The sequence below is a fragment of the Trichocoleus sp. AS-A1 genome (genome assembly GCF_039962015.1).
GTDB lineage: Bacteria > Cyanobacteriota > Cyanobacteriia > Cyanobacteriales > FACHB-T130 > FACHB-T130.
The window spans coordinates 1-21145 of the sequence record NZ_JAMPKG010000035.1; the positions used below are offsets into that span (position 1 = coordinate 1).

Genomic DNA, 21145 nt, shown 5'->3' on the forward strand with positions numbered 1-21145 from the left:
GTTATTCCAAATCCCAAGAAATGCTGAGACATTCAATCCGCTTGTTACTTCACTACTTGAGATTTGGAGATGTCCCGATTCCTGCTTGATTCCTCCCACTATTCAGCAACGCCCATTAATCATGAAGTAGATGTATTTAGCGAAAGTAGTGGAATTCCTCAGTTAACTGGTATAGGTCTTGCAAAATACAAAGTCGCACTTCCTCCACTTCCTGAACAAAAAGCGATCGCGCAAGCCCTCAGTGATATCGATGCCGCGATCACAGAACTCGATCGCCTCATCACCAAAAAGTGCAACATTAAGCAAGGCACAATGCAGCAACTCCTTACAGGCAAAAAACGCCTGCCCGGTTTTAGCAGCGAGTGGGAGATAAAAAGATTGGGGGAAATATTAAAAGTCGGACACGGAAAAAGTCAGCATGATATAGCCGATGAGAATGGTCAATTTCCAATCTTAGCTACGGGTGGCGAAATTGGCAGAGCAAAGACTTACTTATATGATAAGCCGTCAGTGCTAATTGGACGAAAAGGAACGATTGACGTTCCTCAATATATGGATAGCCCATTTTGGACGATAGATACTTTGTTTTATACAGAGATATTCAATAACGCATTTCCAAAATTTGTTTTCTATCGGTTTAATTTAATTAATTGGTATTCCTATAATGAAGCATCAGGAGTTCCCAGCCTTAACGCTAAAACAATTGAGAATATCGAAGTTTACTTGCCCTCTGTTGACGAACAAAAAGCGATCGCCCAAGTCCTCACCGACATGGATGCCCAAATCAAAGCCTTAGAGCAAAAACGCGATAAACACAAAGCCATTAAACAGGGCATGATGCAGGAACTTCTCACCGGGAGGACTCGACTGGTATGAGTCAGGTCGGACAACGGGAACGCTTAACCCAAAACCGTGTTGTGCAACTGTTTCAGCAGCAGTTAGGCTATGGCTATCTGGGCAACTGGCAAGACCGCCCCAATAATAGCCATATCGAAACCGACCTCCTCACCAACTTTTTGCGCCACAAACAAAGCTACAGTGACAGCCTGATTAACAAAGCTTTGTACGAACTCAAAAAAGTCGCAGACGACCAGAGCAAAAGCCTCTACGACATCAACAAAGCCGTCTACAGCCTGCTGCGCTATGGGGTCAAAGTCCGAGAAGAAGTAGGCGAAAACACCCAGACCGTTTGGCTAATTAATTGGGAAACCCCCTTAGAAAACGACTTTGCGATCGCCGAAGAGGTCACAGTTAAAGGCGAAAATACCAAACGCCCGGATGTGGTGCTGTATGTCAACGGCATCGCCTTGGGTGTATTAGAACTCAAACGCAGCACCGTTTCCGTTTCCGAAGGCATCCGCCAAAACCTCGATAACCAAACCTCAAGATTTATCAGATCCTTCTTTGCCACCATGCAGTTCGTCATGGCAGGCAATGACACCGAAGGACTCCGCTATGGCACGATTGAAACCCCGGAAAAGAATTATCTGGCTTGGAAAGAAGACAGTTCCGTTGAGAACCGTTTAGACCGACACCTGCTGCAACTCTGTCAAAGAGAGCGATTCCTCGAACTGATCCACGACTTCATTGTCTTCGATCGCGGCATCAAAAAAGTCTGCCGCCATAACCAGTATTTCGGCGTAAAAGCAGCTCAAACCTCTCTGCAACAACGCAGAGGCGGCATCATCTGGCACACCCAAGGCAGCGGTAAGAGCCTGACAATGGTGTGGCTGACCAAATGGATGCGGGAAAATCTCACCGATGCCCGCGTCCTAATCGTGACCGACCGGGACGAACTGGACAAACAGATTGAGAACGTTTTCAAAGGCGTGAATGAAGACATCTACCGCACCAAAAACGGCAACGACCCGATCGACAAGCTCGATCGCACCACCCCCTGGCTACTCTGCTCCCTCATCCACAAATTTGGCAAGAAAGACAAAGATGAGGTTAGCGACGCGGATTACAACAGCTACATCGAAGACCTCAAGCGTAGCCTCCCAAAAGACTTCACTGCCAAAGGCAACCTCTATGTGTTTGTGGATGAGTGCCACCGTACCCAATCGGGCAAACTGCACGATGCCATGAAAGAAATTCTGCCCAATACCCTGTTCGTCGGCTTCACGGGTACCCCTCTACTCAGGAAGGACAAGCACAATAGTATTGAGGTATTTGGTGATTACATCCATACCTACAAATTCAACGAGGCTGTAGCTGATAAAGTCGTCCTCGATCTGCGCTACGAAGCCCGCAACGTCGATCAATTCATCACCTCCCAGTCCAAAATCGACCAGTGGTTTGAAGCTAAGACCAAAGGCTTGACCGAACAAGCCAAAACCCAATTGAAACAACGCTGGGGTACCCTACAAAAGGTCTTGAGTTCAGCATCCAGGCTAGGGAAGATTGTCGGCGATATCCTACTAGACTTTGAAACCAAAGACCGTCTACAAAGCGGTCGGGGCAATGCCCTGCTGGTGGCAGGCAGCATCTACGAAGCCTGTAAGTATTACGAGTTGTTCCAGAATCAAGGCTTCAAACGATGTGCGATCGTCACCTCTTACGATGGCTCCCTCCAAAGCATCAAAGGCGAAAGCACTGGCACAGACGAATACACCGAAAAGCTGCGGCAGTATGAGATTTACCAAAAAATGCTGAATGGTAAAACCCCCGAAGCCTTTGAGGAAGAAGTCAAAAAGAAATTTGTTGATGAACCCGCCCAGATGAAGCTGCTGATTGTGGTGGATAAGCTGCTGACTGGTTTCGATGCCCCCCCCACTACCTATCTCTACATAGATAAAACCATGCGAGATCATGGTTTGTTTCAGGCGATTTGTCGTGTTAATCGACTGGATGGCGACGATAAAGAATATGGCTACATCATCGATTACAAGGATCTGTTCAAGAGCCTAGAAAAATCCGTTCACCACTATACGGTCGAAGCCTTTGATGGCTACGATCCAGGCGATGTCAATGGGTTACTTAGCGATCGCCTGGAAAAAGGAGTAGAGCGTCTAGAAACTGCCAGGGAGAGTATTAAAGCCCTGTGCGAACCTGTAGAACCGCCGAAAGATAGCCTTGCCTACATCCGCTATTTCTGTGGCCCCAATACGGAAGACCCAGACCTAGTAAAAGAACACGAACAAAAGCGAGTTACCCTCTACAAACTTACCGCTTCTCTGATTCGAGCTTACGCTAACCTTGCAAACGATATGCCAGAAGCTGGCTATTCTTCCACCAGAATTGAAACCATCAAGCAGGAGGTCAAATATTACGAACAAATTCGCGCCGAAGTAAAACTTGCCAGCGGCGATGCCATTGACTTGAAAGCTTACGAACCGGCTATGCGCCACCTGCTCGATACTTACATCGGCGCAGAAGAGAGCGAAGTGCTTTCCACTTTTGATGACATGACACTGATTCAGTTGATTGTGGAACGCGGTAAGGATGCAGTGGACACCCTACCCAAGAGCATTAGACAAAACAAAGAAGCTGTTGCCGAAACCATTGAGAACAACTTACGCAAAGTTATCATTGACCAATGCCCCACCAACCCTAAATATTTCGGCAAAATGTCCGCACTTCTGGATGAACTGATTCAAGAGCGAAAAACAGCCGCTCAGGAATATGAGGACTACCTGAACAAAATTGTGACTTTGAGCCGACAAGTTACCCAGCCTGCAACCTCAACCCAGTACCCCCCATCCCTGGATTCCTCTGCCAAACGAGCGTTGTACGATAACCTAGGCCAAAATGAGGCCCTGGCACTGGCGATCGACAATGAAATTCGCCAAACCAAAAAAGATGCTTGGCGCGGCAATAAAATTAAGGAGCGTGAAGTAAAAAAGGCAATAAAAAAACACCTTGACTCATCTGAAAAAGTAGATATCATTTTTGACATCGTGAAGAATCAAAGCGACTATTAGGATGCATCAGATAAGGGTCAGCGATTTAGTCATTGACGTTGATAGGAAAGATATTAAAAACATCCATCTAGGGGTGTATCCACCCGATGGACGAGTGCGTATTGCCGCCCCTCTGAGAGTGGATGATGAGGCAGTGCGGCTATTTGCTATCTCAAAAATCTCTTGGATTAAAAAGCACCAAGCCAATTTTGAGGCGCAAGAACGCCAATTAAAAAGAGAATATGTATCTGGTGAAAGCCACTATTTCCAAGGAAACCGCTATTTACTGAATGTTATTTACCACAAAGGTAGCCCTAAAGTAAAAGTCAGAAACAATACCTATATCGACCTCTACGTCAGGGAAGGAAGCGACGAAGCCCAACGCCAAAAAGTCATGATGAATTGGTATCGGCAACAATTAAAACAAGACATTCCACTATTAATCGAAAAGTGGGCAGCAGTTCTCGGCGTTCGGGTAAACGATTGGGGAATTAAGCTGATGAAAACGAAATGGGGCACCTGCAACATTGAAGCGAAACGCATCTGGCTGAACCTTGAACTAGCTAAGAAAGATCCTCACTGTTTGGAATACGTCGTCGTTCATGAAATGACGCATCTTTTAGAACGGCATCACAACGAGCGATTCACAACCTTAATGAACGGATTCCTTCCTAATTGGCGTTTCTATAAAGATGAGTTGAACCGCGCTCCACTTGAAAGCTATTGAAATTAAGCTGGCACCACCGACTTCTTTTTATCTTCCCAGCAACCGCCAATGAATTATTTCCAGATCAAGCAACGATAAGGCTGATTGAATGCAACAATGCTGCGATCGCGCTCAACTCTTCAACCTAACCGCCAATTGCTGATGAATCTCGTCCAAGCATACCGGAATCACAGGTTGACCATTATCTAGAGATGCGATCGCGTCTTCCCTTTCAAATGCCTCTAACCGGAAATCCTTTTCCGTTCTATCCCAGACCAACATAAATCGCTTCTGCACTACTAGATCGGAAAAATCCGGTACTTTTTGCTTCAAAGCCTGCAACGCCCTAGCCGCCACCTCAAAACTCAATCCCACTGATAGCCAATATTCCATTACTGCCAACTCTGTTAACTCAGAACAAGAGTAATACAGAGTAACTTCTTCTCAACTCTGCTCAAAGCCTAACGACATCTAATGGTAAAGCACAGAGCGATCGCTGACCCCGCTAATATATGGATGGCACTGCTCAACGCCTAACGACATCTAATGGTAAAACACGTCTTTGGGCTTGATTATTTCCAAAAAACAGTAATATGCTCAACGCCTAACGACATCTAATGGTAAAGCACCTTTAGTAGGTGCAGTGCCGCAGCCTGCAATCTTCGCTGCTCAACACCTAACGGCATCTAATGGTAAAGCACACGCATCATAAACATTGCAAGCGACATAACATGCAATCTGCTCAACGCCTAACGGCATCTAATGGTAAAGCACGGCTAGCGGATTCCCTTTGACCGAGAATGGGGGATTCTGCTCAACGCCTAACGGCATCTAATGGTAAAGCACTGTCTACTTAGCGCACCGTCAAAGTGAGGGAGCGCTGCTCAACGCCTAACGGCATCTAATGGTAAAGCACGTCAGCAATATCGATGCTAATTTTGCCGACTTCTAGCTGCTCAAAGCCTAACGGCATCTAATGGTAAAGCACGGCGATCGCCCCATTTGTTGATTTGCCTATGCTCTACATCAATTTTACAAGCACCTTCCACTTAGGCTTGGTCAAGTTGCAAAAATTAACAGCTACTGATGGGAAAAGCAAAGTTTTTAAAGCTCTCAACTCTTGTATTTAGAGTATTCCAGGAAATCGCAAGCATCTTGGAAGCATACAAAATACCTAAAACGCTTGTAAAATAAGAAGACAAGGCTATTTCTCATGGCATTTAAATTTCCCAAGCAAAGGTGCTTGCCAAAGAAAATAATATGCTCTAATCACTTTGAACTGAAGTCCACGCTAATTCAGGTGGTTGAAATACTTGACTTTCTTGCATCCCGTAACGCAACCATCGTGTTCCCCTGGAACCCACATGGTCTACCCAATAAGGTAAAGTTAGCGAGCTATATTCATCTCGAATTAACCATCGCATCGATTCTGCATAGTAATTTTCAGGTAAAAGGGTAACATCATTTACTAAATCCCGACTTTCACCTAAACACAATCCACCAAATCTATTAATAGAAGCTGGATTGGTAAATGCTTCTTCTAAACGCTGTACTAAATTCGGTTTAGCTTTATCTACGCCAGCATCTACCCAAGCTATAAATTCTATATTAGTTAGTAACTCCTGGTAATCAGGTTTAGTATTTTTAGGGTCATGGATATTCTTCGTTTTAAATCGGTGAAAGGTGCGGATAACAGTTGACTTTTCTGGTTCAGATAGAAGTGCGATCGCCAGCTTCACCCCGCAGTGTTTGTATCTATTCATTTCCCCTACAAGAGAAAGTAACATTCCATACACTGTTGATGGAGGTGGCATAGGATAGGTTTCGGCATACTCTCTAACACGAGACTGGCGAAAGCAAGCTATGGGAACTTCTACTTTTAAGGCGATCGTCGTCACTTTATGAACTCCTTGGCGACAACTGCAAATCTTGGGTAATCACCTGTTTTAGAGCTTCAGCAGTTGCCTTCACTCCAGGAAACACATTTGCCCCTAAATCTTCTAAAGTGCGGGAAATTGCTCCTCCTATCCATAATTCTTTGGGATCTATATCTCCAACTTCTACCCGCCTCACTAAATCCGGTACAGACACATTTCTAAGTTCATCTTCTTCAAAACAGTAGAGCAACCGTGGTGAGAAATCATGGGTCCACCGTAATATGATGCTATCAGGAGAAAAATCATACAAGAAACGAGCGTGATTTCCTGCCACTTCTCCAATAGAAATTAAGCCATCTAAAACAGCATTAATGCGAGATTTATCTTTGAGGCTATTGGGTGTTAATGCAAAGCCATATTGATACCGAGTAGCATGAACTTCTGTAGCATAAAGAGAAGTTCGTCCTTTCTTTCCGCTCATAGCATTAAAGGTAAGATCACCAGCATAAGGGATAGTTGATACTGCACGAGTAACTTCTAGTACACCTCGTCTAGCAGTTATTCTTCCTTTAGGCTTTTCCTTGCGCTTACGTTGAGAGCTTTTTTTATTATCATCCTCAGATGATTGCTGGACTTGAGCTTCAGATTCGCTTGCGGCTTCGACTTTTGCCGCTTCCGCTTGCATAAATCCTAATACATCATCATCAATGAAGCGAATATCATCAAAACTAGGGTTTTGCCATATGTGAGTCGCTACAGGTTGAGCGTTCTCATCCCAACTTCTATTAACAGGATAGCCAGCATTTTGCCAAAAATACCGTAATGCCCAACGAATTGCCTCAGATGAAACGGTAGAGTGAACTTCACCTTTCCAAACTAATTTTTGTAAAGTAGTTGTGTTACCTTCATTTTCACCACGATTATTAGCTGCGGTTCCATAACTAGTCAAAATGTTACCAAATAGATGAAACATTTAACCATTCCCTAATAAATTAATACCTTGTGCTTAATAAAATCGAAAGTTTTTACATTTATTCAGCATTTAGCTCAGATGTTTTTAACAATTCTGTCTCTTTTGTCTTACTTCTTGGATAGCTAGCTATTGCAATAAAAGTTAAATCTCTAGCAACCTTCCAATTTCCCATACCTGTTGTCAGCGGTAATAATTCTGCCCAATGTTCTTCAAGAATAGATATTTGCCCTGCTGTTGCCCAAAACTCTGCAATAAATTTTCGGAAATTGCCAGCATTAGTACAACGTCTAAGTTGAGATAAAATGCGCGTATTTTCCCGTTCTATTTGAGCATATTCACCTTCCTTGGTGCGGCTATAAATTTTAGTGTATATTTTCTGCAATGCTTCATGACAAGCTTTAACAAATAACTTTTGAGCTTCAATATCCCATTCATATTGTTGAATCATCTGATAAATGCCTATATAATCGTGAACATTTTCTTGAAATAGTTTGTTATTTTTAATTTTTAAACTGAAGTTAGTCCACCAAGGAAAGCCCATTACCAGATTGTTGGCAATTATCCCTTTGACTAAACTACTCAAGATAAATAATTGATTTTTATAGAAAACCAATTGGTATTTGGAAAAACAAATACAACTGAGTTTATAAAGAGAACTAACTGAAGAATTTAATTCTATGAATACTATTTCTGTACGAGTTTTTTGCTGTTTTGACCAAGGTACTGTACTAAAAGAGATTGCTTGACATCTTTTAATGAAATTGGAGGTAGCTTGTTGTGTTGTTTCATAAGTAAGAAATTTTAATCCAGCATCTCCCAAGCTAGATACATGAAAATCTTTGTAATTTAAGTTATTTAAACTCCAGAAATACTGGGCACAAAGTTCTAAATCAATTACTTCAGGTACAACTAGAACATACTTTGTATCTTGCGGGTTTGTGTGCGCTCGTATTGCAAAATATTGACAAGCGACAGGAGCGAATAACAAAGCTAGAGCATGTTCTGTTTTCTCTTCAAACTTAGTTTCCTTTTGAAAAGCATAATGACGAACTACTGCCCCTGGATAAAGCCACCCCGTTATACCAACTAGCTCTTGTAATAATTGACCGTATTGGTCGCATAGATACTTAGCAAAGTGTTGATGAGCATACCAAGCAGCTTTCTTATAATCAACTCTAAGTTCAACGCCATCAATAGTCAGTTGCTTAAATTCTTGACCCGCAGACTTAAAAAATTTATTATGTTGTGTAAAGGTTTCTGTGATACCTTGATGGATAATTATTTTAGTTTGAATATCCATTTTTTCAGGATTTAACCCTGTTAGAGAAATTAATCCTTCATCGCTAATTTGAAAAGATTGCTTCAGCAACCAGTCTAAAACTGTAAAATCTTGTCCTTCCCAATCAAGACTAATACTGCAAGGAGTTAGCTGCCAAGTAAGTCTACCAATACGTTGAGCAGGTGTTGGGTAAATTTGTTTCAGTTTTTTGAGAGTCATCCAGAGTCCAGCCATCCCTGCACGATGCAATAAAGTGATACTAGGATCGCCGAGATTAAGCTGAATTTTGGGGTTAGCTGCTCTCTTCATCTGCTTTCGAGCATTTGCTATGCTATGGCCTTTCTTTAATTGGCACGAATATTCCACAACCCATTTTTTGCTTTCCGCCAACACCATGTATTTGCAGAGCTAGTGAATCTTCATCGCTTAAATTGGAGACTTTTAATCCAAAACCTACCACTGTAAAGCGCTTAATTTTGATAGTTCTACGAGCTGGTTTACCATTGGCTTTGGTGAGAATGCTAGCGATTGCTTGGATACCCAGTTGTTCTAGCTGACGCTGCGCTACAGCTAAAAACGTCTCAGGTTCTTCATATCCTCTTATTACCACAATGCGCGATCGCAATTGCTTTGCAGGTTGAAGTAAATAGATGTCGGGAATACCCAAACGAATTGTATGCTTGCCAATTCTCAAAGACTTACCTGCTAACGGATAAACCAAACGTACCTGATTTACTGGTATCCGAATACGAAGCCTAGAATTTTGGGTTAGATTAATTACACCATCCTTGGGAATACCTGCAATGGTATGAATTCCAAGAGTATCTAATTGATGCAGTTTAGGTTCAAAATGAGCGATCGCAGAGAATAACTCATAGCCGTGGTCGAAAGGTAATGTCTCACCAATAAGATTAAAAGTTAAATCCATATATGGTAACTGAGACATTAAAAGCTCTCTTGGCTTTGGAGGTGATTCTGAGTGAATCTGTGTAAGTAAGTTGCTATCAAGAATCATTTGTAGATGCCAGTATTAAGCAAATGCAACGAGATTTTGAATGAATATGATATTACTTACATTACCTTATTCACTAATCTGAGAATACTTAAATGCCAAACTATAAAGATAATTTTTAGTAAATTTTTATTAATTTTTATCAATATACTTTACATTTTTATAATACATTCATTACTGTAAGAATTCTTCTATAGAGTTTGCTAAAAACTTCATCATTAAGATATGAGCTACACGGTCAATCGCTGGTTCTAAGTCACATCCAAATAAGCAATGAGAAAAATATTTACCTTGATGATGAGTCAATTTTGTATTTACGGCTTCTAAGGATTCTTGACCATAAAACTCAAATATAAGCTGGGCAAAACCATACTCATCAAACTTAAACTTGCCACCAGGAAAGGATTGTAATAGTCCCTTATTAACTAAGTAATGCTGATACTGAGTGCGAAGCCAAGCTAAACCTTGAAAAGCAAAATTGCTATGAATTAGCCAATTAATATCATTTGCCAGCGTCAAGAGTGTTTCCAAAGTCTGATTCGTAAATTTTTTTATATTGGTGGTTACTAAACAATTATCTACGCTAGCAGCATGATAATGTACGCCTTTCGATTCCACTTCTACACAACTATCATGTAGAACGACGCTATGAGTAGGACAAACTAAAATTCCAGGTACTTGATGTATTCTATGCCAGTAAGGTTCACCATATTTTTGGATATCGTTTTCTAAACATTCGGGACAGAATTTTAAAAACCTTTTTGAATCACCGCTAGAATTAGTAGCAACTTTAGCAACATCTAGGATGGAGCCACTAAGTTTTTTACTCATTGAGTCTTTTAGTAACCAAGCTTCCTGGGTTTTTAAAAAAGTTGTATAAAACGGATATAACGTATGATTTTGCAGTAAGTTATCAACTGTTGGCGGGGAAAGTAAAGATAAGTTTTTCACCAAATAATTTAAATTATTAGTTAAAGTAATTCTGCATACTTGTTGAGAACTGTAACCAAATAGCTCTAAGTCAGTTTGCTTAAAATTTTTATTTCCACTCCGAATGTGGTATCTAGCTAAAGTGCTATATAACAGTTCGTCGGGATACAGAATTGGAAAGAAACTAAGCATCAAGAAACTAAGTATTTATAAAATTTTCAACTGGATTTTTGATTATACTTGCCAATTTCAAACCCTCGTATGCAGATTTTTTATCTTTATTTGCATTTTCAACAATTCGTCGAATATCATTTTCTTGATATTTTGGCTTTAACTTAGCTTTCTTTATATTTGTCTTAGCAAGGCTCTCATTTATTTGACCTCCTTGTAAAGCAAGAGCATATGCCTTTTTAAGTAAAGATGAAATGTCTGCATCTTCATCACTAGAAGCAATTACTTGTTCTACACATTCCTTTGCTTTAACAGGTTCTACTTCCAAGTTTAAAAGCTCAAGAATTACATAATTTAGCTTCGGCGATACTTTCGGCTGATTTTGCTGCTTTCGGGCTAATCTCCTAATATCTGTCAAATCTTTAGCATCAATTTCGGATAGACATTTATTTTGATATTCTGTAGTATCGAGAGGAGCAATATCTTTATACTTAGTCATCCACTCCTTGTCCCCTGACCTAATTGCATCTAGCATTGGTTTGACTAAATATAGTCCGTCTTTAGCAGCTTGACGAATTAGGTCAATAGTAATATTTTCTTTACCACCTATTGAAATCGCTCTCCATTGAACTATTTTGTAAAGTTTGACAGCAATATCAATAATTCCCTGGCTTTCGTCATAAAAAACTTCGTTTATTTCATCCGAGAAAGGAACAAGCGTTTTTGTCCATTGGTATTCCCACATTCCATCCATGAAGAAATACCATTCATCATCATTTATCATCCTGTCCCAAATTACGCTTCCTTCTCCTGTCCCTCTCCTAGCATTTCTAAAATTTCCTTGCAGAATAGGAAAAGCCTCATTCGTACCAACTCGAATTACTGGAATTCCTATAGTATTGTCCATTTTTACTAAAAAGTTTAACATATCTGAGCTTTTTCTTCTTGCTGTAGCAAGATTTTGCATCTCATCTATAACTAGAACTCCTAAATGATGAGTATGGGCAATTTGGGCAACTTGAGCAAGCATATAATCTTCAGAGTTGCGCGATGAGCCAAATTTTTTAAAGTAGTTAGTACCCAATAGTCTGTCAACAGCGAGAAAAATATCAGTACACAAGCCCTTCAAAGAACCTGCATGAGGGCAGTCAACCTTCAACCAAACTATTTGGTAAACACTATACTCAGGGTGAAGAATTACTTGAGGATAAAGATTAAGAATATTTTGGAAATTTGTAGACTTTCCCATCCCTGATGGGCCAATTAGTGTTAAGCCGGAAGCAGACGTAGGAAGATTAACATAGTTTTCTAAGTTTTTACCTCCTCCATCTTTTATTGCACTATAAATTTGCCTAGAGCGACTTGCATATTCAGGCTTCAGAATATTCCGAGCTAAATAGCCCGTCATAATTAGCGCACAAATGACCTTTTGTAATTCAACAGTTTTATTTTGAGGATCGAAATATCTAGATAGCCTTTCAATGCAATGAACTCTATAATGAGCTTCTAACTCCCTCTCTTGTTCATCAAAATCTGGCGTTATTGTTACTTTCTTTAGAAATTCTTCTGCCGAAAGGATAGGAGGTAGTGCCTGAATTAATGGATTAGCGTTGTATTCTGGAAGTTTTTGGTCTATATATCTAGCCACAACCGCTAATTCTCCATTAGAAATTTTAATTAATTCACCTTCATTCCTGTCCACGTTTACGCTCCTGCCGGTTTTTCTTGAGAAGCTCCAAATAGTCTGGTTGTAGTGATTTTGGTTGTTCTAAGTTCTCAGGTTTGCTATCTACAACCTTAGAGCTGCTTTGCTCTGTACTGGCTAGTTCAAATCCTTCGCTCTCTCGTCGTTTAGCCTTTTCAAAAGCTCTATTTTCTCTTATTCCAGAAACTTTTTTACTTTTACTTAAATTAGGCTCTTGAGCAGTATCAGTCATTTTTTCGGCTCTGTCTACTATGCTTTCGATATCAGCTATCAAATCCACCTTTTCTTGTATTTGTTTACCTTGGCTTTTCTGTCTTTGCCATTCTTCATAAGCAAGCAGATATTCAATATCATGAAAGTTTTTATTGGAATACCGCCCTTCTAAGTCAATAAGAGAACATTTTTCAAAATTTCTACCATCAATAGATGGAAGGTAAATGAAGTTTGGCTTTCTGATATCGTAAGACACAATCAGTGATTTATCTGATTTAGAAAGGAGATTACTTCTAGCTTTTTCAAACCATTGCTCCTTTTCAGCACTATTACAGGTATAGTACATCTCCTTGCCTCTCAGTTTGATGCCTTTAGCTGTAATAGTTGCTTTTTCGGTAGGCATCAAGTTCAATTTGACAATATCTTCAGAAAAAGTTCTAAGTCTACCAGAACGATTAGCAATACCCCACTTCCATAACTCTCTGGGTATAGGAGGTACATCATCAGCAATCATCGCTTCATCCCTTTCATATACCTTAAGAGGTTTATTGTTGTGGTGAACAATTAGACGAACAATAATTTCAGTGAATTGATCTATATCAAGTTTGCCATCAAGCCTATAATCCCTTGCGCCTCTTTGCCTAAAATCTGTATCCACATAACCAGGTAAAAAAGGTTTTACGTATTCATGGATTATACGAAAGTGTCTTTCTACTAACCCTTTCCAATCTGCTCTATAGGAAGCTGCATTTTCAATACGAACGTAGAGATTAGGGATTAATGTTTCAATAGTCATACCTGCTAATTCTCCCCTATCTCCTAAAATTGCATCTGGTATTTGATGGCAAGGCCATTCATCTTCAGTAATATTAATGTTGTAGTCCTGGCAAAACAGAGTTTTATTTGTGGCTACATTGGCTAGTGCCATCATTGCTCCTGTCCAAGATGGGCCTTCTAAACCAACATAAATACCTGTAATCATGCGGCTAAAAACATCAATGATTACATAAACAACTGGCCTTCCAATTATCCAATTACGGTTATATTTTGACACTAAATATACATCAGCAACCGTGGCATCAATTTGATATCGAGAACCTGGGCCAATAGTTTCCATCTTAGAGGTTCCCAAAATCGCTCTATTCTCTAATGCTACTCGCTTGGCTCCTTTGCGAGATGTCAAAGTTTTAGTGACATCATCCTGCTCAAGTTGATACCAGTATTTGAATTGGGTAATTGTAGGTATTTTCTCAGTCGGAGTTAAGATAGATTTTGGGACACCGTTTTCGTCATATCTAATTCCTTCTTTGTAAAATTTCTTAACCATTAACTCATAAGCAGTTGTTAAATAGTTCGCTTTTGGATTATTGTAAAATTCACTTATAGCTATTCTAAAAATCTTTCTATCTTCTTCTGTAACATTGACACCTTCACCAATTGCTGGTTCATGTGCATATTTTCTCGGTCTTCCTCTCTTCTTGCCTGATTGTCCTCGAATCTTGCCCTTACCTGATGAATTGATAAAATCAGGTATAAGAGCGTTGACATTTTTTCCCCTTTGCCAAAATCTTCTCAAATAACTATATACAGTTTTTTCTACTAATTTATCTTTATCTCTTCCTAGGTTATAATTTTCAACAATTTTTTTGACCAGTGAGCCTCTAATATTTCTATAATATATGGATGGCTCCTGCGTAACTAAATGTTGAAATTATTTCCCAAGCTTTATCTCTATATTCCTTTTCTCTATCTGTTAAATTTTCATCTCGAACAATTCTGAGCCAAGGATCTTGTTGATGCTTTAAAGCAATACCTTCAGATATAGCTTCTAAAATTTCAGAAATTTTTTTAGGTTCAGGTAGCCCTTTTTTAGCATTAATATCTATAACAAATGCAATAACATAACCTTCGTCTATCCATATAATCCTTTCAATCAAATGATTGTTATCATCTGCTTTCCACTCTATTAAATCGTTTATAAATAAATTTTTAAGCATATTTTTACCTACTAAATGTGTCTAAAATATTATTTTTTTTATAACTTGAGTAGATGGACAGGCAGATAGTTTGATTTCTAGTAAATCCACAATAATTTCTTTCTTGGCGATTAAATGCTTAAACACATAGAGTGACGTTCCTAGATTTATATTCATTTCTTTATCTAAAGCAGTAGTTATTCTATTGATGGTTGTATCCTCTTCTTGAAGCTTGGATTTTAGAATTGTTGACAACTCACGCAGTTGTGCAACATCCATTTCAGAATTTGCTTCTAACCTATAAGCGGAATGAACCCACTCAACATTTTCTGCTAAACGCCTTAAAATTTCTTTTTCTGTAATAATTCCCCAGTCAATACCTTTTGCTAAGTAATATTGTCTTTCTATCTCCAATTTCTCATTAACTCGCTTCTTCTCCAGTTCTGTTGACTGCTTGACCGTCCGGGCAATCTGCACCTGCTTCCCATTGTGGTTTACAGTGAGCATGAAGTCGCTTGTTAAAACGTAAGGAGTTCCACTTTGTGTGTCTATGGGGTACTTTACACCCATGTCTGTAGCGATACTCATTGCCAGATCGAGATCGCTTAGAGGAAATTGCTCTCTTATATCTGTAACTGTATCTGACCACTCAAACAAATAAAATAGCCGTTTTTCATGGTCTGAGAAGAAATGATGTACTCGATTTGTTTTCCAGCCAGGAGTTCTAGAGGAACGGCCTTTTGAGGAAAAGTCTTGGATTGTAAGCCAAGGTTTATAGTCTTTACCACTTCCTCGACCACGACCTTCTTTTTTGTATCGCTCAAATTTAGCTTGTGTCCATTCCCTTGTGCCCCTAACCATAAAAATAACCTCCGGAAGCAATCGCACTTTCAATTGGTACAATTGTACTCCCTGCGAGGTTATTGTTCAATCGTTTTACTAATTGTTGAACCGACTTATTAATTGTTCAACCGAATTATTCCTCTACACCAATAAAGGATCGCTCTAACAGCTTATTCAACTGTTACCGATTTCGCCAAATTCCGAGGCTGATCTACATCTAAACCTCGAAGTGCTGCAATGTGATAAGCCAACAGTTGCAACGGGATTACTGTGAGGATGGGAGAAAGCAACTCTTCCACGGCAGGAACGGGCAACAAATCATCAAAGGTTTCCGCTGCTTCTGGGTCATTCATCGGCGTCACGCCGATCAAGCGGGAATCCCGCGCCTTCGCTTCCTGGGCATTCGAGAGGACTTTTTCGTAGACAGTCCCCGGCATGGCGATCGCTACTACGGGCACTTTCGCATCCAGCAGTGCAATCGGGCCGTGTTTCATCTCTCCAGCGGGATAACCTTCGGCATGGATATAGCTGATTTCTTTCAGTTTCAGCGCCCCTTCCAAGGCAATCGGGAAATTAATCCCCCGTCCTAAAAAGATAAAATCTTTTGTTTCGGCAAAATCGTGAGTCAGATGCTCAATATAGCGCTCCTGACTTTCTAAAATTAGTTCAATCTGCGCTGGCAACTGTCGTAAGCCAATTAAAATTTGCTCTAACCGAATTCCCGATACCGTTTGACGCCGATAAGCTAAATCCAGCGCCAAACAGTAAAATGCCATCAGTTGGGCAACAAAAGTTTTCGTCGCCGCTACTCCAATTTCAATTCCCGCATGGGTTTCGATAATCTGGGGCACCATCGTCCCCAAAGTGCTTTCAGGACGATTGGTAATCCCCAGCAATCGCGTCTGAAACTGGGGCGGCTGACTGGCACGACGCTGGGATTCCATTGCCAAAGCCGCCAGCGTATCCGCTGTTTCTCCAGATTGGGTAACACCAATGGTCAGCGTATTCGCAGTGAGAGGCGCGGGTGCATAGCGAAACTCAGAGGCGTACTGCACGATGGTGGGAATTCCCGCTAACTGTTCCAGCAGGTATTTACCTACCAGTCCGGCGTGCCAACTGGTACCGCAAGCAAGAATTTGAACGTGTTCTAAATTTTCGTAGAGTGACGCGGGTAAATTCAGTTTGATGGGAGATTGACGAGAGTCGGCGGTCCAATCTGCGTTTAGGTAAGCTTCTAAACAAGCGCGAACCACCCCCGGTTGCTCATAAATTTCCTTGAGCATAAAGTGTTTGAATCCCTGTTTTTCCACCTGTACGGGATTCCAACTCAACGTCCGGGGACTTTTTTTGAGCCTATCGCCTGCAAAATTGTACACCTCAACGCCAATCGGGGTCATTCTTGCCAATTCGCCATTTTCCAGCGTCAGGACGGCACGAGTGTGGGGAACCAGCGCCGGGGTATCAGAGGCGCAGAAAAACTCTCCTTGACCGAAACCAATGGTGAGGGGAGCTTGTTGCCGTGCCACAATCAATTCATCGGGATAGTCGGCACAGATAACCGCGATCGCAAACGCTCCCTCCAGTTTATTCACCGCCTGCCGTACCGCTTCTAAAAAGGAAGAATGCTGACTTGTCACAGCTGAGTTGTGTACCTGCTGTGTCATCACTTCAGCCATTAATTGCGGGATTGCCTCTGTATCTGTCCCCGCCTTCGTTACTGCTTGCCGCACTGCCTCTAAAAACGGAAACTGTTGAGGCATCGAAGCTGAGTTGTGTACTTGCTGTGCCATTAATTCGGCGATTAACTGGGGAATCAACTCCGTATCCGTCCCAGTTTTCGTCACCGCCTGCCGCACCGCCTCTAAAAACGGAAACGGTTGAGCGGTCGCCGCCGCCTGCTGCGCTTGCTGTGCCATTAGTTCGGCGATTAAGTGGGGAATCACCTCGGTATCCGTCTCTGAGCGAAACTCGTGTCCCTTGGCTTTGAGTTCTTCTCGCAATTCCCGATAATTTTCAATAATCCCGTTTTGTACCACCGCGATTCGCTTAGCCGTATCCGTGTGGGGATGGGCGTTGTATTCTTCTGGCTTGCCGTGAGTCGCCCAACGGGTGTGTCCGATGCCAATCGTCGCCGGATTAACTTCTCGTTGTAGCTTTTCGCGCAGGTTGTAGAGTTTGCCCTTTGCCCGCACACAATGGATATCACCTTCCAAGACTGTGGCGATACCGGCAGAATCGTAGCCCCGATACTCCAGTTTTTCCAAGCCTGCCAGCAAAATCTCTGTCGCCGCTTGAGTGCCAATATAGCCAACGATTCCGCACATATATCACAACACTCCTGTTCACACTTAAACTAAAAAGCTACTGGGCTATCCCAGGAACGTCAAGGTCAACAACATTGTATTGGTTACGGGCGATCGCGCTCTTATTCCGCAAAAAAGAGGGAGCAATTTGCCCCCTCAATGCCTTGGAATCGGAATGATAAAAAGTGTTTTCAAGCCAGCTTGTTAGTATGCCAAGCCCATGCTGCGAGTCGTTTCAGCATTGCTCAAATAAACTCGGATGCTCAAAAAGTCGGTAGGACAGGCAGTTTCGCACCGCTTGCAACCTACACAATCTTCAGTCCGAGGAGATGAGGCAATCTGTTGGGCTTTACAGCCATCCCAGGGAACCATCTCTAGGACGTCCGTTGGGCAAGCGCGAACGCATTGGGTGCATCCAATGCAGGTGTCATAGATTTTAACGGTATGAGACATCGAAAAACGGCTCCTTTCTGAGTGTTCTCTACTAATGACACTAGAATCAAGGCTTAGTTTACCGCAGGCGCATAGACGCCTCTGCAAAAGGCCACAGAACTTCAAACTCTGTAATAGATTGCCCCTAATTGCGACTTTCCGACAAAGGCGGGGAAATCCCTCTGTCTTAAGGCGGTTTGCCTCACCGGCAAAGCTGGGGTGCCTTCGACATCATAAAGAAGTGTGAACGAAAGGCTTAACTCAGTTGAACAAAATTCAATTCCAGCGTTCGACACAGAGAAGTTTTAACCCTTGGGAATCGACTATGACACTGATTCGTTGGCAACCTTTTCAAGAAATGGCAACCCTGCGCCGTCAAATGGATCGAATGTTTGACGAACTGGCAAGCGTTAATCGGGATGCTCCAATCACCTGGAAGCCTGCGATTGAGCTGCAAGATACAGAGGACAGCCTAATCCTGCGGGCACAAATTCCTGGCATCGAAGCCAAAGACCTTGATATCCGCATTTCTCGTGAAGCGGTTGTGATTACAGGCGAACGCCGCTACGAAAAGAAAGAACAAGAAGGCGGTTACGTCCGTTCTGAGTTCCGCTACGGAAATTTTCAGCGAGTAATTTCTCTACCTGTTGCGATTGAGAACGATCGCGTCCAGTCTGTATTTAAGGATGGCGTCTTGATGCTGACGCTGCCCAAAGTAACGTCAGTTCGCGATCGCGTAGTTAAGCTCAATCTAGCAGATAGTACCAGCGCGACTCCAGAAGTCACTGACGCACCCGTTGCTGATGTGAAGAAGCCCGAAGCAACTGAGAGTGCTGAACCGGCTAGCGTCTGGGATTAATCCAGATAATTTTCGGTTAATCCGTAGCCGCGAAAACTTCTTAGTCTAACCACTCAACCGCTGAGCATCAGCAAGGCGGTTATTTTTTCGCCTTCTTCTAGAAGTCGGGAAAATCCCCCAAAAGGCAATTCGGTTTTCCTCACTGACGTAACCAGACTGTTTTGACATTATAAAAACGTGGGAACTAAAAGCTTCATCCCATTGAACAAATTTCAATTCAAGCATTTAGTCACTGCAAATTGGAGGTAACTGTTTTATGGCACTGATTCGTTGGCAACCCTTCCAAGAAATGGAAACTCTACGTCGTCAAATGGATCAAATGTTTGATGAACTTGCCGGAAGCGATCGCGTAGCTTCTCGCCAGTACAGCACAACTTGGAAGCCTGCCATTGAACTCCAAGACACTGAAGACCATCTGATCCTGCGGGCTGAAATTCCAGGCGTAGAAGGCAAGGACATTGATGTCCAAATCACTCGTGAAGCGATCGCCATTAGCGGCGAACATCGCTTTGAGAAGAAGAATGAAGAAAAAGGCTTCTTCCGCTCCGAGTTCCGCTATGGTAGCTTCCAGCGGGTGATTCCTCTACCAGTGCCGATTCAGAATGACCAAGCCAAGGCTGACTTCCAGAATGGCATCCTGACATTAACCCTGCCGAAAGTCACGGAAGCGCGGCGTACCGTCGTCAAACTCAATTTAGGAAGCACCAATACGACTCCAGAATTGACGAGTCAGTCAACTCCTGAAGCCAACCACGCTAGCGTGAACTAATCTTGCCCTTGCCTCCCTGAAGGGTCTTGAGCCTGGGTAAGAAACAATAGCCTAATTTAGTTATCTAACCGCTGAGTGGTCTTCAGTAGAATCCTACCCTCCACTCAGCGGCTATTTTTTTGGCGTTGCACCTTGAAAAACTATTTATTTTCGAGACAAGCCTTCAGTAGATTGCCCCTAGAAAAAACCATCTCCTAATTGGACAATGTCATCTTTTTAGCTATCGTCAAGGACGATACACTTGTGCAAGATGTCTTCTTTGGGAAAAAACTTAAAATGCCAGATTCCTTGATGTATCGACAAGATGCCTTCGTTGTTCTGGAACCCAACCAACCAGAGCAATTCCTCACTCCCGCAGAAATGTTAGAAAAACTGAAGGCAATTTTGGCAACTCGTCAAGATAACCTACCGCCAGATTTGCAAAAATTTCCTTCAGTAGAAGCTCAAGCTGAATACCTGCTAGAAACGTCCTGCGAATTAGATATGGGGCCAGGACAATTTTTACAGTGGTATGTCGTGCGTTTAGAAAAATAAGAGCGGAGTTCCTCCGCCCCTACGTTTAGGGTGTAGCAATTAGCGCCACATCAACACGTTGTTCAGCTGGTTGAGTCACGGTTACGCGCACACCAGGGCCAAAAAACCCTTCTATTTTCTCCCGCTTCTGTTGCCAAACCTCTAGAGGGAAGAGCGGCGACTCAAATTCCAACACCAAAGCGTAAGCCCCATCGATCGCAGTTTCGTGTAATCCTGTTAGCACAGGTCTTTCTTCATCGGTTGGACTCAGCCCCAAGCTGCTCAAAGAGCTATCGAGATGAGCATCTTGACCGTAGCGATAGCGGGTGACATCTAGACGAATTTGGTTTTGAGTTGCAGTTGCTTGCTGTTCTCGGAGTGCCACTATGTCCTTGGAAGTCGGTTTGCTGAATGGTACGGGCGTAAGTTCTGAGGCTTTGAGGGCAAGCCCTCCCAGCAACAGAGGAACCCCATAGAAGAATCCGGCTAGATTCAGCGTTGGGTTGTCGGTAACGTAAGCGACCAGTCCCGCCAGAAATAAAACGCCACCAACACTTAAACCCAACGTTCCCAAAGAAGTTTGACGTAACATTTTAATTAGGATACCCAATTGACAATCTCTTCAGCTTTATTATCCTTGGCACTGGGTAACATCTCTAGTATGGGTGAGATTTTTGATAAA

General features: G+C 42.1%; 20 protein-coding genes and 1 pseudogene. 7 read left to right on the plus strand and 14 right to left on the minus strand.

Annotated elements, in window-relative coordinates; translation table 11 throughout:
* From NC994_RS21855 to NC994_RS21870, 4 genes and pseudogenes are all read left to right on the plus strand, one after another.
* Positions 1 to 89 (plus strand): annotated as a pseudogene (locus NC994_RS21855) (IS1 family transposase); the annotation flags it as partial.
* Complete coding sequence (locus NC994_RS21860; RefSeq protein WP_190431544.1) at positions 70 to 876, plus strand: restriction endonuclease subunit S; 807 nt, start codon at positions 70 to 72, stop codon at positions 874 to 876. The pseudogene NC994_RS21855 and the gene NC994_RS21860, both read left to right, overlap by 20 nt.
* Positions 873 to 3923 carry an HsdR family type I site-specific deoxyribonuclease gene (locus tag NC994_RS21865; RefSeq protein WP_190431546.1) on the plus strand — a complete coding sequence of 1017 codons (3051 nt, stop codon included), beginning with the start codon at positions 873 to 875 and terminating at the stop codon, positions 3921 to 3923. Before NC994_RS21860 ends, NC994_RS21865 begins: the two co-directional genes overlap by 4 nt.
* Before the next feature lies 1 nt (position 3924).
* Positions 3925 to 4629, plus strand: coding sequence for a SprT family zinc-dependent metalloprotease (locus NC994_RS21870; RefSeq protein ID WP_190431548.1), 705 nt, complete (start codon positions 3925 to 3927; stop codon positions 4627 to 4629).
* A 111-nt stretch (positions 4630 to 4740) separates the two neighbouring features.
* Here the strand turns inward: NC994_RS21870 and NC994_RS21875 are convergent, their stop codons facing one another.
* The 12 genes from NC994_RS21875 to psaC form a co-directional block, all read right to left on the minus strand.
* The gene (locus NC994_RS21875) at positions 4741 to 5001 is read right to left on the minus strand and encodes a hypothetical protein (RefSeq protein WP_190431550.1); all 261 of its coding nucleotides are present in this window, start codon (positions 4999 to 5001) and stop codon (positions 4741 to 4743) included.
* Positions 5002 to 5873: 872 nt separating this feature from the next.
* Positions 5874 to 6506 (minus strand): type I-MYXAN CRISPR-associated protein Cas5/Cmx5/DevS, encoded by a 633-nt coding sequence (gene cas5, locus NC994_RS21880; RefSeq protein WP_190431551.1) that lies wholly within the window; start codon positions 6504 to 6506, stop codon positions 5874 to 5876.
* A 1-nt stretch (position 6507) separates the two neighbouring features.
* Positions 6508 to 7458 carry a DevR family CRISPR-associated autoregulator gene (locus tag NC994_RS21885; RefSeq protein WP_190431553.1) on the minus strand — a complete coding sequence of 317 codons (951 nt, stop codon included), beginning with the start codon at positions 7456 to 7458 and terminating at the stop codon, positions 6508 to 6510.
* Between the two features lie 58 nt (positions 7459 to 7516).
* Complete coding sequence (gene cas8a1, locus NC994_RS21890) at positions 7517 to 9133, minus strand: type I-MYXAN CRISPR-associated Cas8a1/Cmx1 (RefSeq protein ID WP_206753506.1); 1617 nt, start codon at positions 9131 to 9133, stop codon at positions 7517 to 7519.
* Positions 9069 to 9683, minus strand: coding sequence for a type I-MYXAN CRISPR-associated protein Cas6/Cmx6 (gene cas6 / locus NC994_RS21895; protein ID WP_190431557.1), 615 nt, complete (start codon positions 9681 to 9683; stop codon positions 9069 to 9071). Before cas6 ends, cas8a1 begins: the two co-directional genes overlap by 65 nt.
* A gap of 240 nt (positions 9684 to 9923) precedes the next feature.
* Positions 9924 to 10871, minus strand: coding sequence for a TnsD family Tn7-like transposition protein (locus NC994_RS21900; RefSeq protein WP_190431566.1), 948 nt, complete (start codon positions 10869 to 10871; stop codon positions 9924 to 9926).
* Positions 10872 to 10878: 7 nt separating this feature from the next.
* A complete protein-coding gene (locus NC994_RS21905; RefSeq protein ID WP_190431568.1) occupies positions 10879 to 12552 on the minus strand; it encodes an AAA family ATPase in 1674 nt (557 codons plus the stop codon).
* Positions 12539 to 14344 (minus strand): DDE-type integrase/transposase/recombinase, encoded by a 1806-nt coding sequence (locus tag NC994_RS21910; RefSeq protein ID WP_199299399.1) that lies wholly within the window; start codon positions 14342 to 14344, stop codon positions 12539 to 12541. The genes NC994_RS21905 and NC994_RS21910 overlap by 14 nt, the downstream gene beginning before the upstream one ends.
* Positions 14345 to 14438: 94 nt before the next feature.
* On the minus strand, positions 14439 to 14765 hold the full coding sequence (locus NC994_RS21915) for a hypothetical protein (protein WP_199299400.1): 327 nt from the start codon (positions 14763 to 14765) through the stop codon (positions 14439 to 14441).
* Positions 14766 to 14786: 21 nt separating this feature from the next.
* Positions 14787 to 15605, minus strand: a complete 819-nt coding sequence (locus NC994_RS21920) for a TnsA endonuclease C-terminal domain-containing protein (RefSeq protein WP_190431570.1) — start codon at positions 15603 to 15605, stop codon at positions 14787 to 14789.
* A gap of 152 nt (positions 15606 to 15757) precedes the next feature.
* Positions 15758 to 17911, minus strand: a complete 2154-nt coding sequence (glmS, locus tag NC994_RS21925; RefSeq protein WP_242032482.1) for a glutamine--fructose-6-phosphate transaminase (isomerizing) — start codon at positions 17909 to 17911, stop codon at positions 15758 to 15760.
* A 183-nt stretch (positions 17912 to 18094) separates the two neighbouring features.
* A complete protein-coding gene (gene psaC / locus NC994_RS21930; RefSeq protein ID WP_089128523.1) occupies positions 18095 to 18343 on the minus strand; it encodes a photosystem I iron-sulfur center protein PsaC in 249 nt (82 codons plus the stop codon).
* 304 nt (positions 18344 to 18647) lie between these two features.
* Between psaC and NC994_RS21935 the strand changes: the two genes are divergently transcribed.
* Complete coding sequence (locus tag NC994_RS21935) at positions 18648 to 19181, plus strand: Hsp20/alpha crystallin family protein (RefSeq protein WP_190431572.1); 534 nt, start codon at positions 18648 to 18650, stop codon at positions 19179 to 19181.
* A 45-nt stretch (positions 19182 to 19226) separates the two neighbouring features.
* Here NC994_RS21935 and NC994_RS21940 read toward each other — a convergent pair whose 3' ends face one another.
* Complete coding sequence (locus NC994_RS21940; RefSeq protein WP_277879326.1) at positions 19227 to 19349, minus strand: hypothetical protein; 123 nt, start codon at positions 19347 to 19349, stop codon at positions 19227 to 19229.
* An 88-nt stretch (positions 19350 to 19437) separates the two neighbouring features.
* Here NC994_RS21940 and NC994_RS21945 point away from each other — a divergent pair, with 88 nt between their 5' ends.
* Positions 19438 to 19950, plus strand: a complete 513-nt coding sequence (locus NC994_RS21945; protein ID WP_190431574.1) for an Hsp20/alpha crystallin family protein — start codon at positions 19438 to 19440, stop codon at positions 19948 to 19950.
* Positions 19951 to 20226: 276 nt separating this feature from the next.
* Entirely contained in the window at positions 20227 to 20484 is a 258-nt protein-coding gene (locus NC994_RS21950) for a chlororespiratory reduction protein 7 (protein WP_190410511.1), read from the plus strand.
* A 25-nt stretch (positions 20485 to 20509) separates the two neighbouring features.
* On the opposite strand, the gene NC994_RS21955 is transcribed toward NC994_RS21950, so the two are convergent.
* On the minus strand, positions 20510 to 21055 hold the full coding sequence (locus NC994_RS21955; protein ID WP_190431575.1) for a DUF2854 domain-containing protein: 546 nt from the start codon (positions 21053 to 21055) through the stop codon (positions 20510 to 20512).
* Between the last annotated feature and the right edge of the window lie 90 nt (positions 21056 to 21145).

Bases quoted from the DNA above. Each gene is read 5' to 3' on its own strand.
- NC994_RS21875 (WP_190431550.1), bottom strand. From the start codon at position 5,001: ATGGAATATTGGCTATCAGTGGGATTGAGTTTTGAGGTGGCGGCTAGG.
- NC994_RS21945 (WP_190431574.1), top strand. From the start codon at position 19,438: ATGGCACTGATTCGTTGGCAACCCTTCCAAGAAATGGAAACTCTACGT.
- NC994_RS21950 (WP_190410511.1), top strand. From the start codon at position 20,227: ATGCCAGATTCCTTGATGTATCGACAAGATGCCTTCGTTGTTCTGGAA.
- NC994_RS21920 (WP_190431570.1), bottom strand. From the start codon at position 15,605: ATGGTTAGGGGCACAAGGGAATGGACACAAGCTAAATTTGAGCGATAC.
- NC994_RS21915 (WP_199299400.1), bottom strand. From the start codon at position 14,765: ATGCTTAAAAATTTATTTATAAACGATTTAATAGAGTGGAAAGCAGAT.
- NC994_RS21865 (WP_190431546.1), top strand. From the start codon at position 873: ATGAGTCAGGTCGGACAACGGGAACGCTTAACCCAAAACCGTGTTGTG.
- cas8a1 (WP_206753506.1), bottom strand. From the start codon at position 9,133: ATGGTGTTGGCGGAAAGCAAAAAATGGGTTGTGGAATATTCGTGCCAA.
- cas6 (WP_190431557.1), bottom strand. From the start codon at position 9,683: ATGTCTCAGTTACCATATATGGATTTAACTTTTAATCTTATTGGTGAG.
- NC994_RS21900 (WP_190431566.1), bottom strand. From the start codon at position 10,871: ATGCTTAGTTTCTTTCCAATTCTGTATCCCGACGAACTGTTATATAGC.
- NC994_RS21935 (WP_190431572.1), top strand. From the start codon at position 18,648: ATGACACTGATTCGTTGGCAACCTTTTCAAGAAATGGCAACCCTGCGC.
- NC994_RS21955 (WP_190431575.1), bottom strand. From the start codon at position 21,055: ATGTTACGTCAAACTTCTTTGGGAACGTTGGGTTTAAGTGTTGGTGGC.
- glmS (WP_242032482.1), bottom strand. From the start codon at position 17,911: ATGTGCGGAATCGTTGGCTATATTGGCACTCAAGCGGCGACAGAGATT.
- psaC (WP_089128523.1), bottom strand. From the start codon at position 18,343: ATGTCTCATACCGTTAAAATCTATGACACCTGCATTGGATGCACCCAA.
- NC994_RS21940 (WP_277879326.1), bottom strand. From the start codon at position 19,349: ATGTCAAAACAGTCTGGTTACGTCAGTGAGGAAAACCGAATTGCCTTT.
- NC994_RS21885 (WP_190431553.1), bottom strand. From the start codon at position 7,458: ATGTTTCATCTATTTGGTAACATTTTGACTAGTTATGGAACCGCAGCT.
- NC994_RS21870 (WP_190431548.1), top strand. From the start codon at position 3,925: ATGCATCAGATAAGGGTCAGCGATTTAGTCATTGACGTTGATAGGAAA.
- NC994_RS21860 (WP_190431544.1), top strand. From the start codon at position 70: ATGTCCCGATTCCTGCTTGATTCCTCCCACTATTCAGCAACGCCCATT.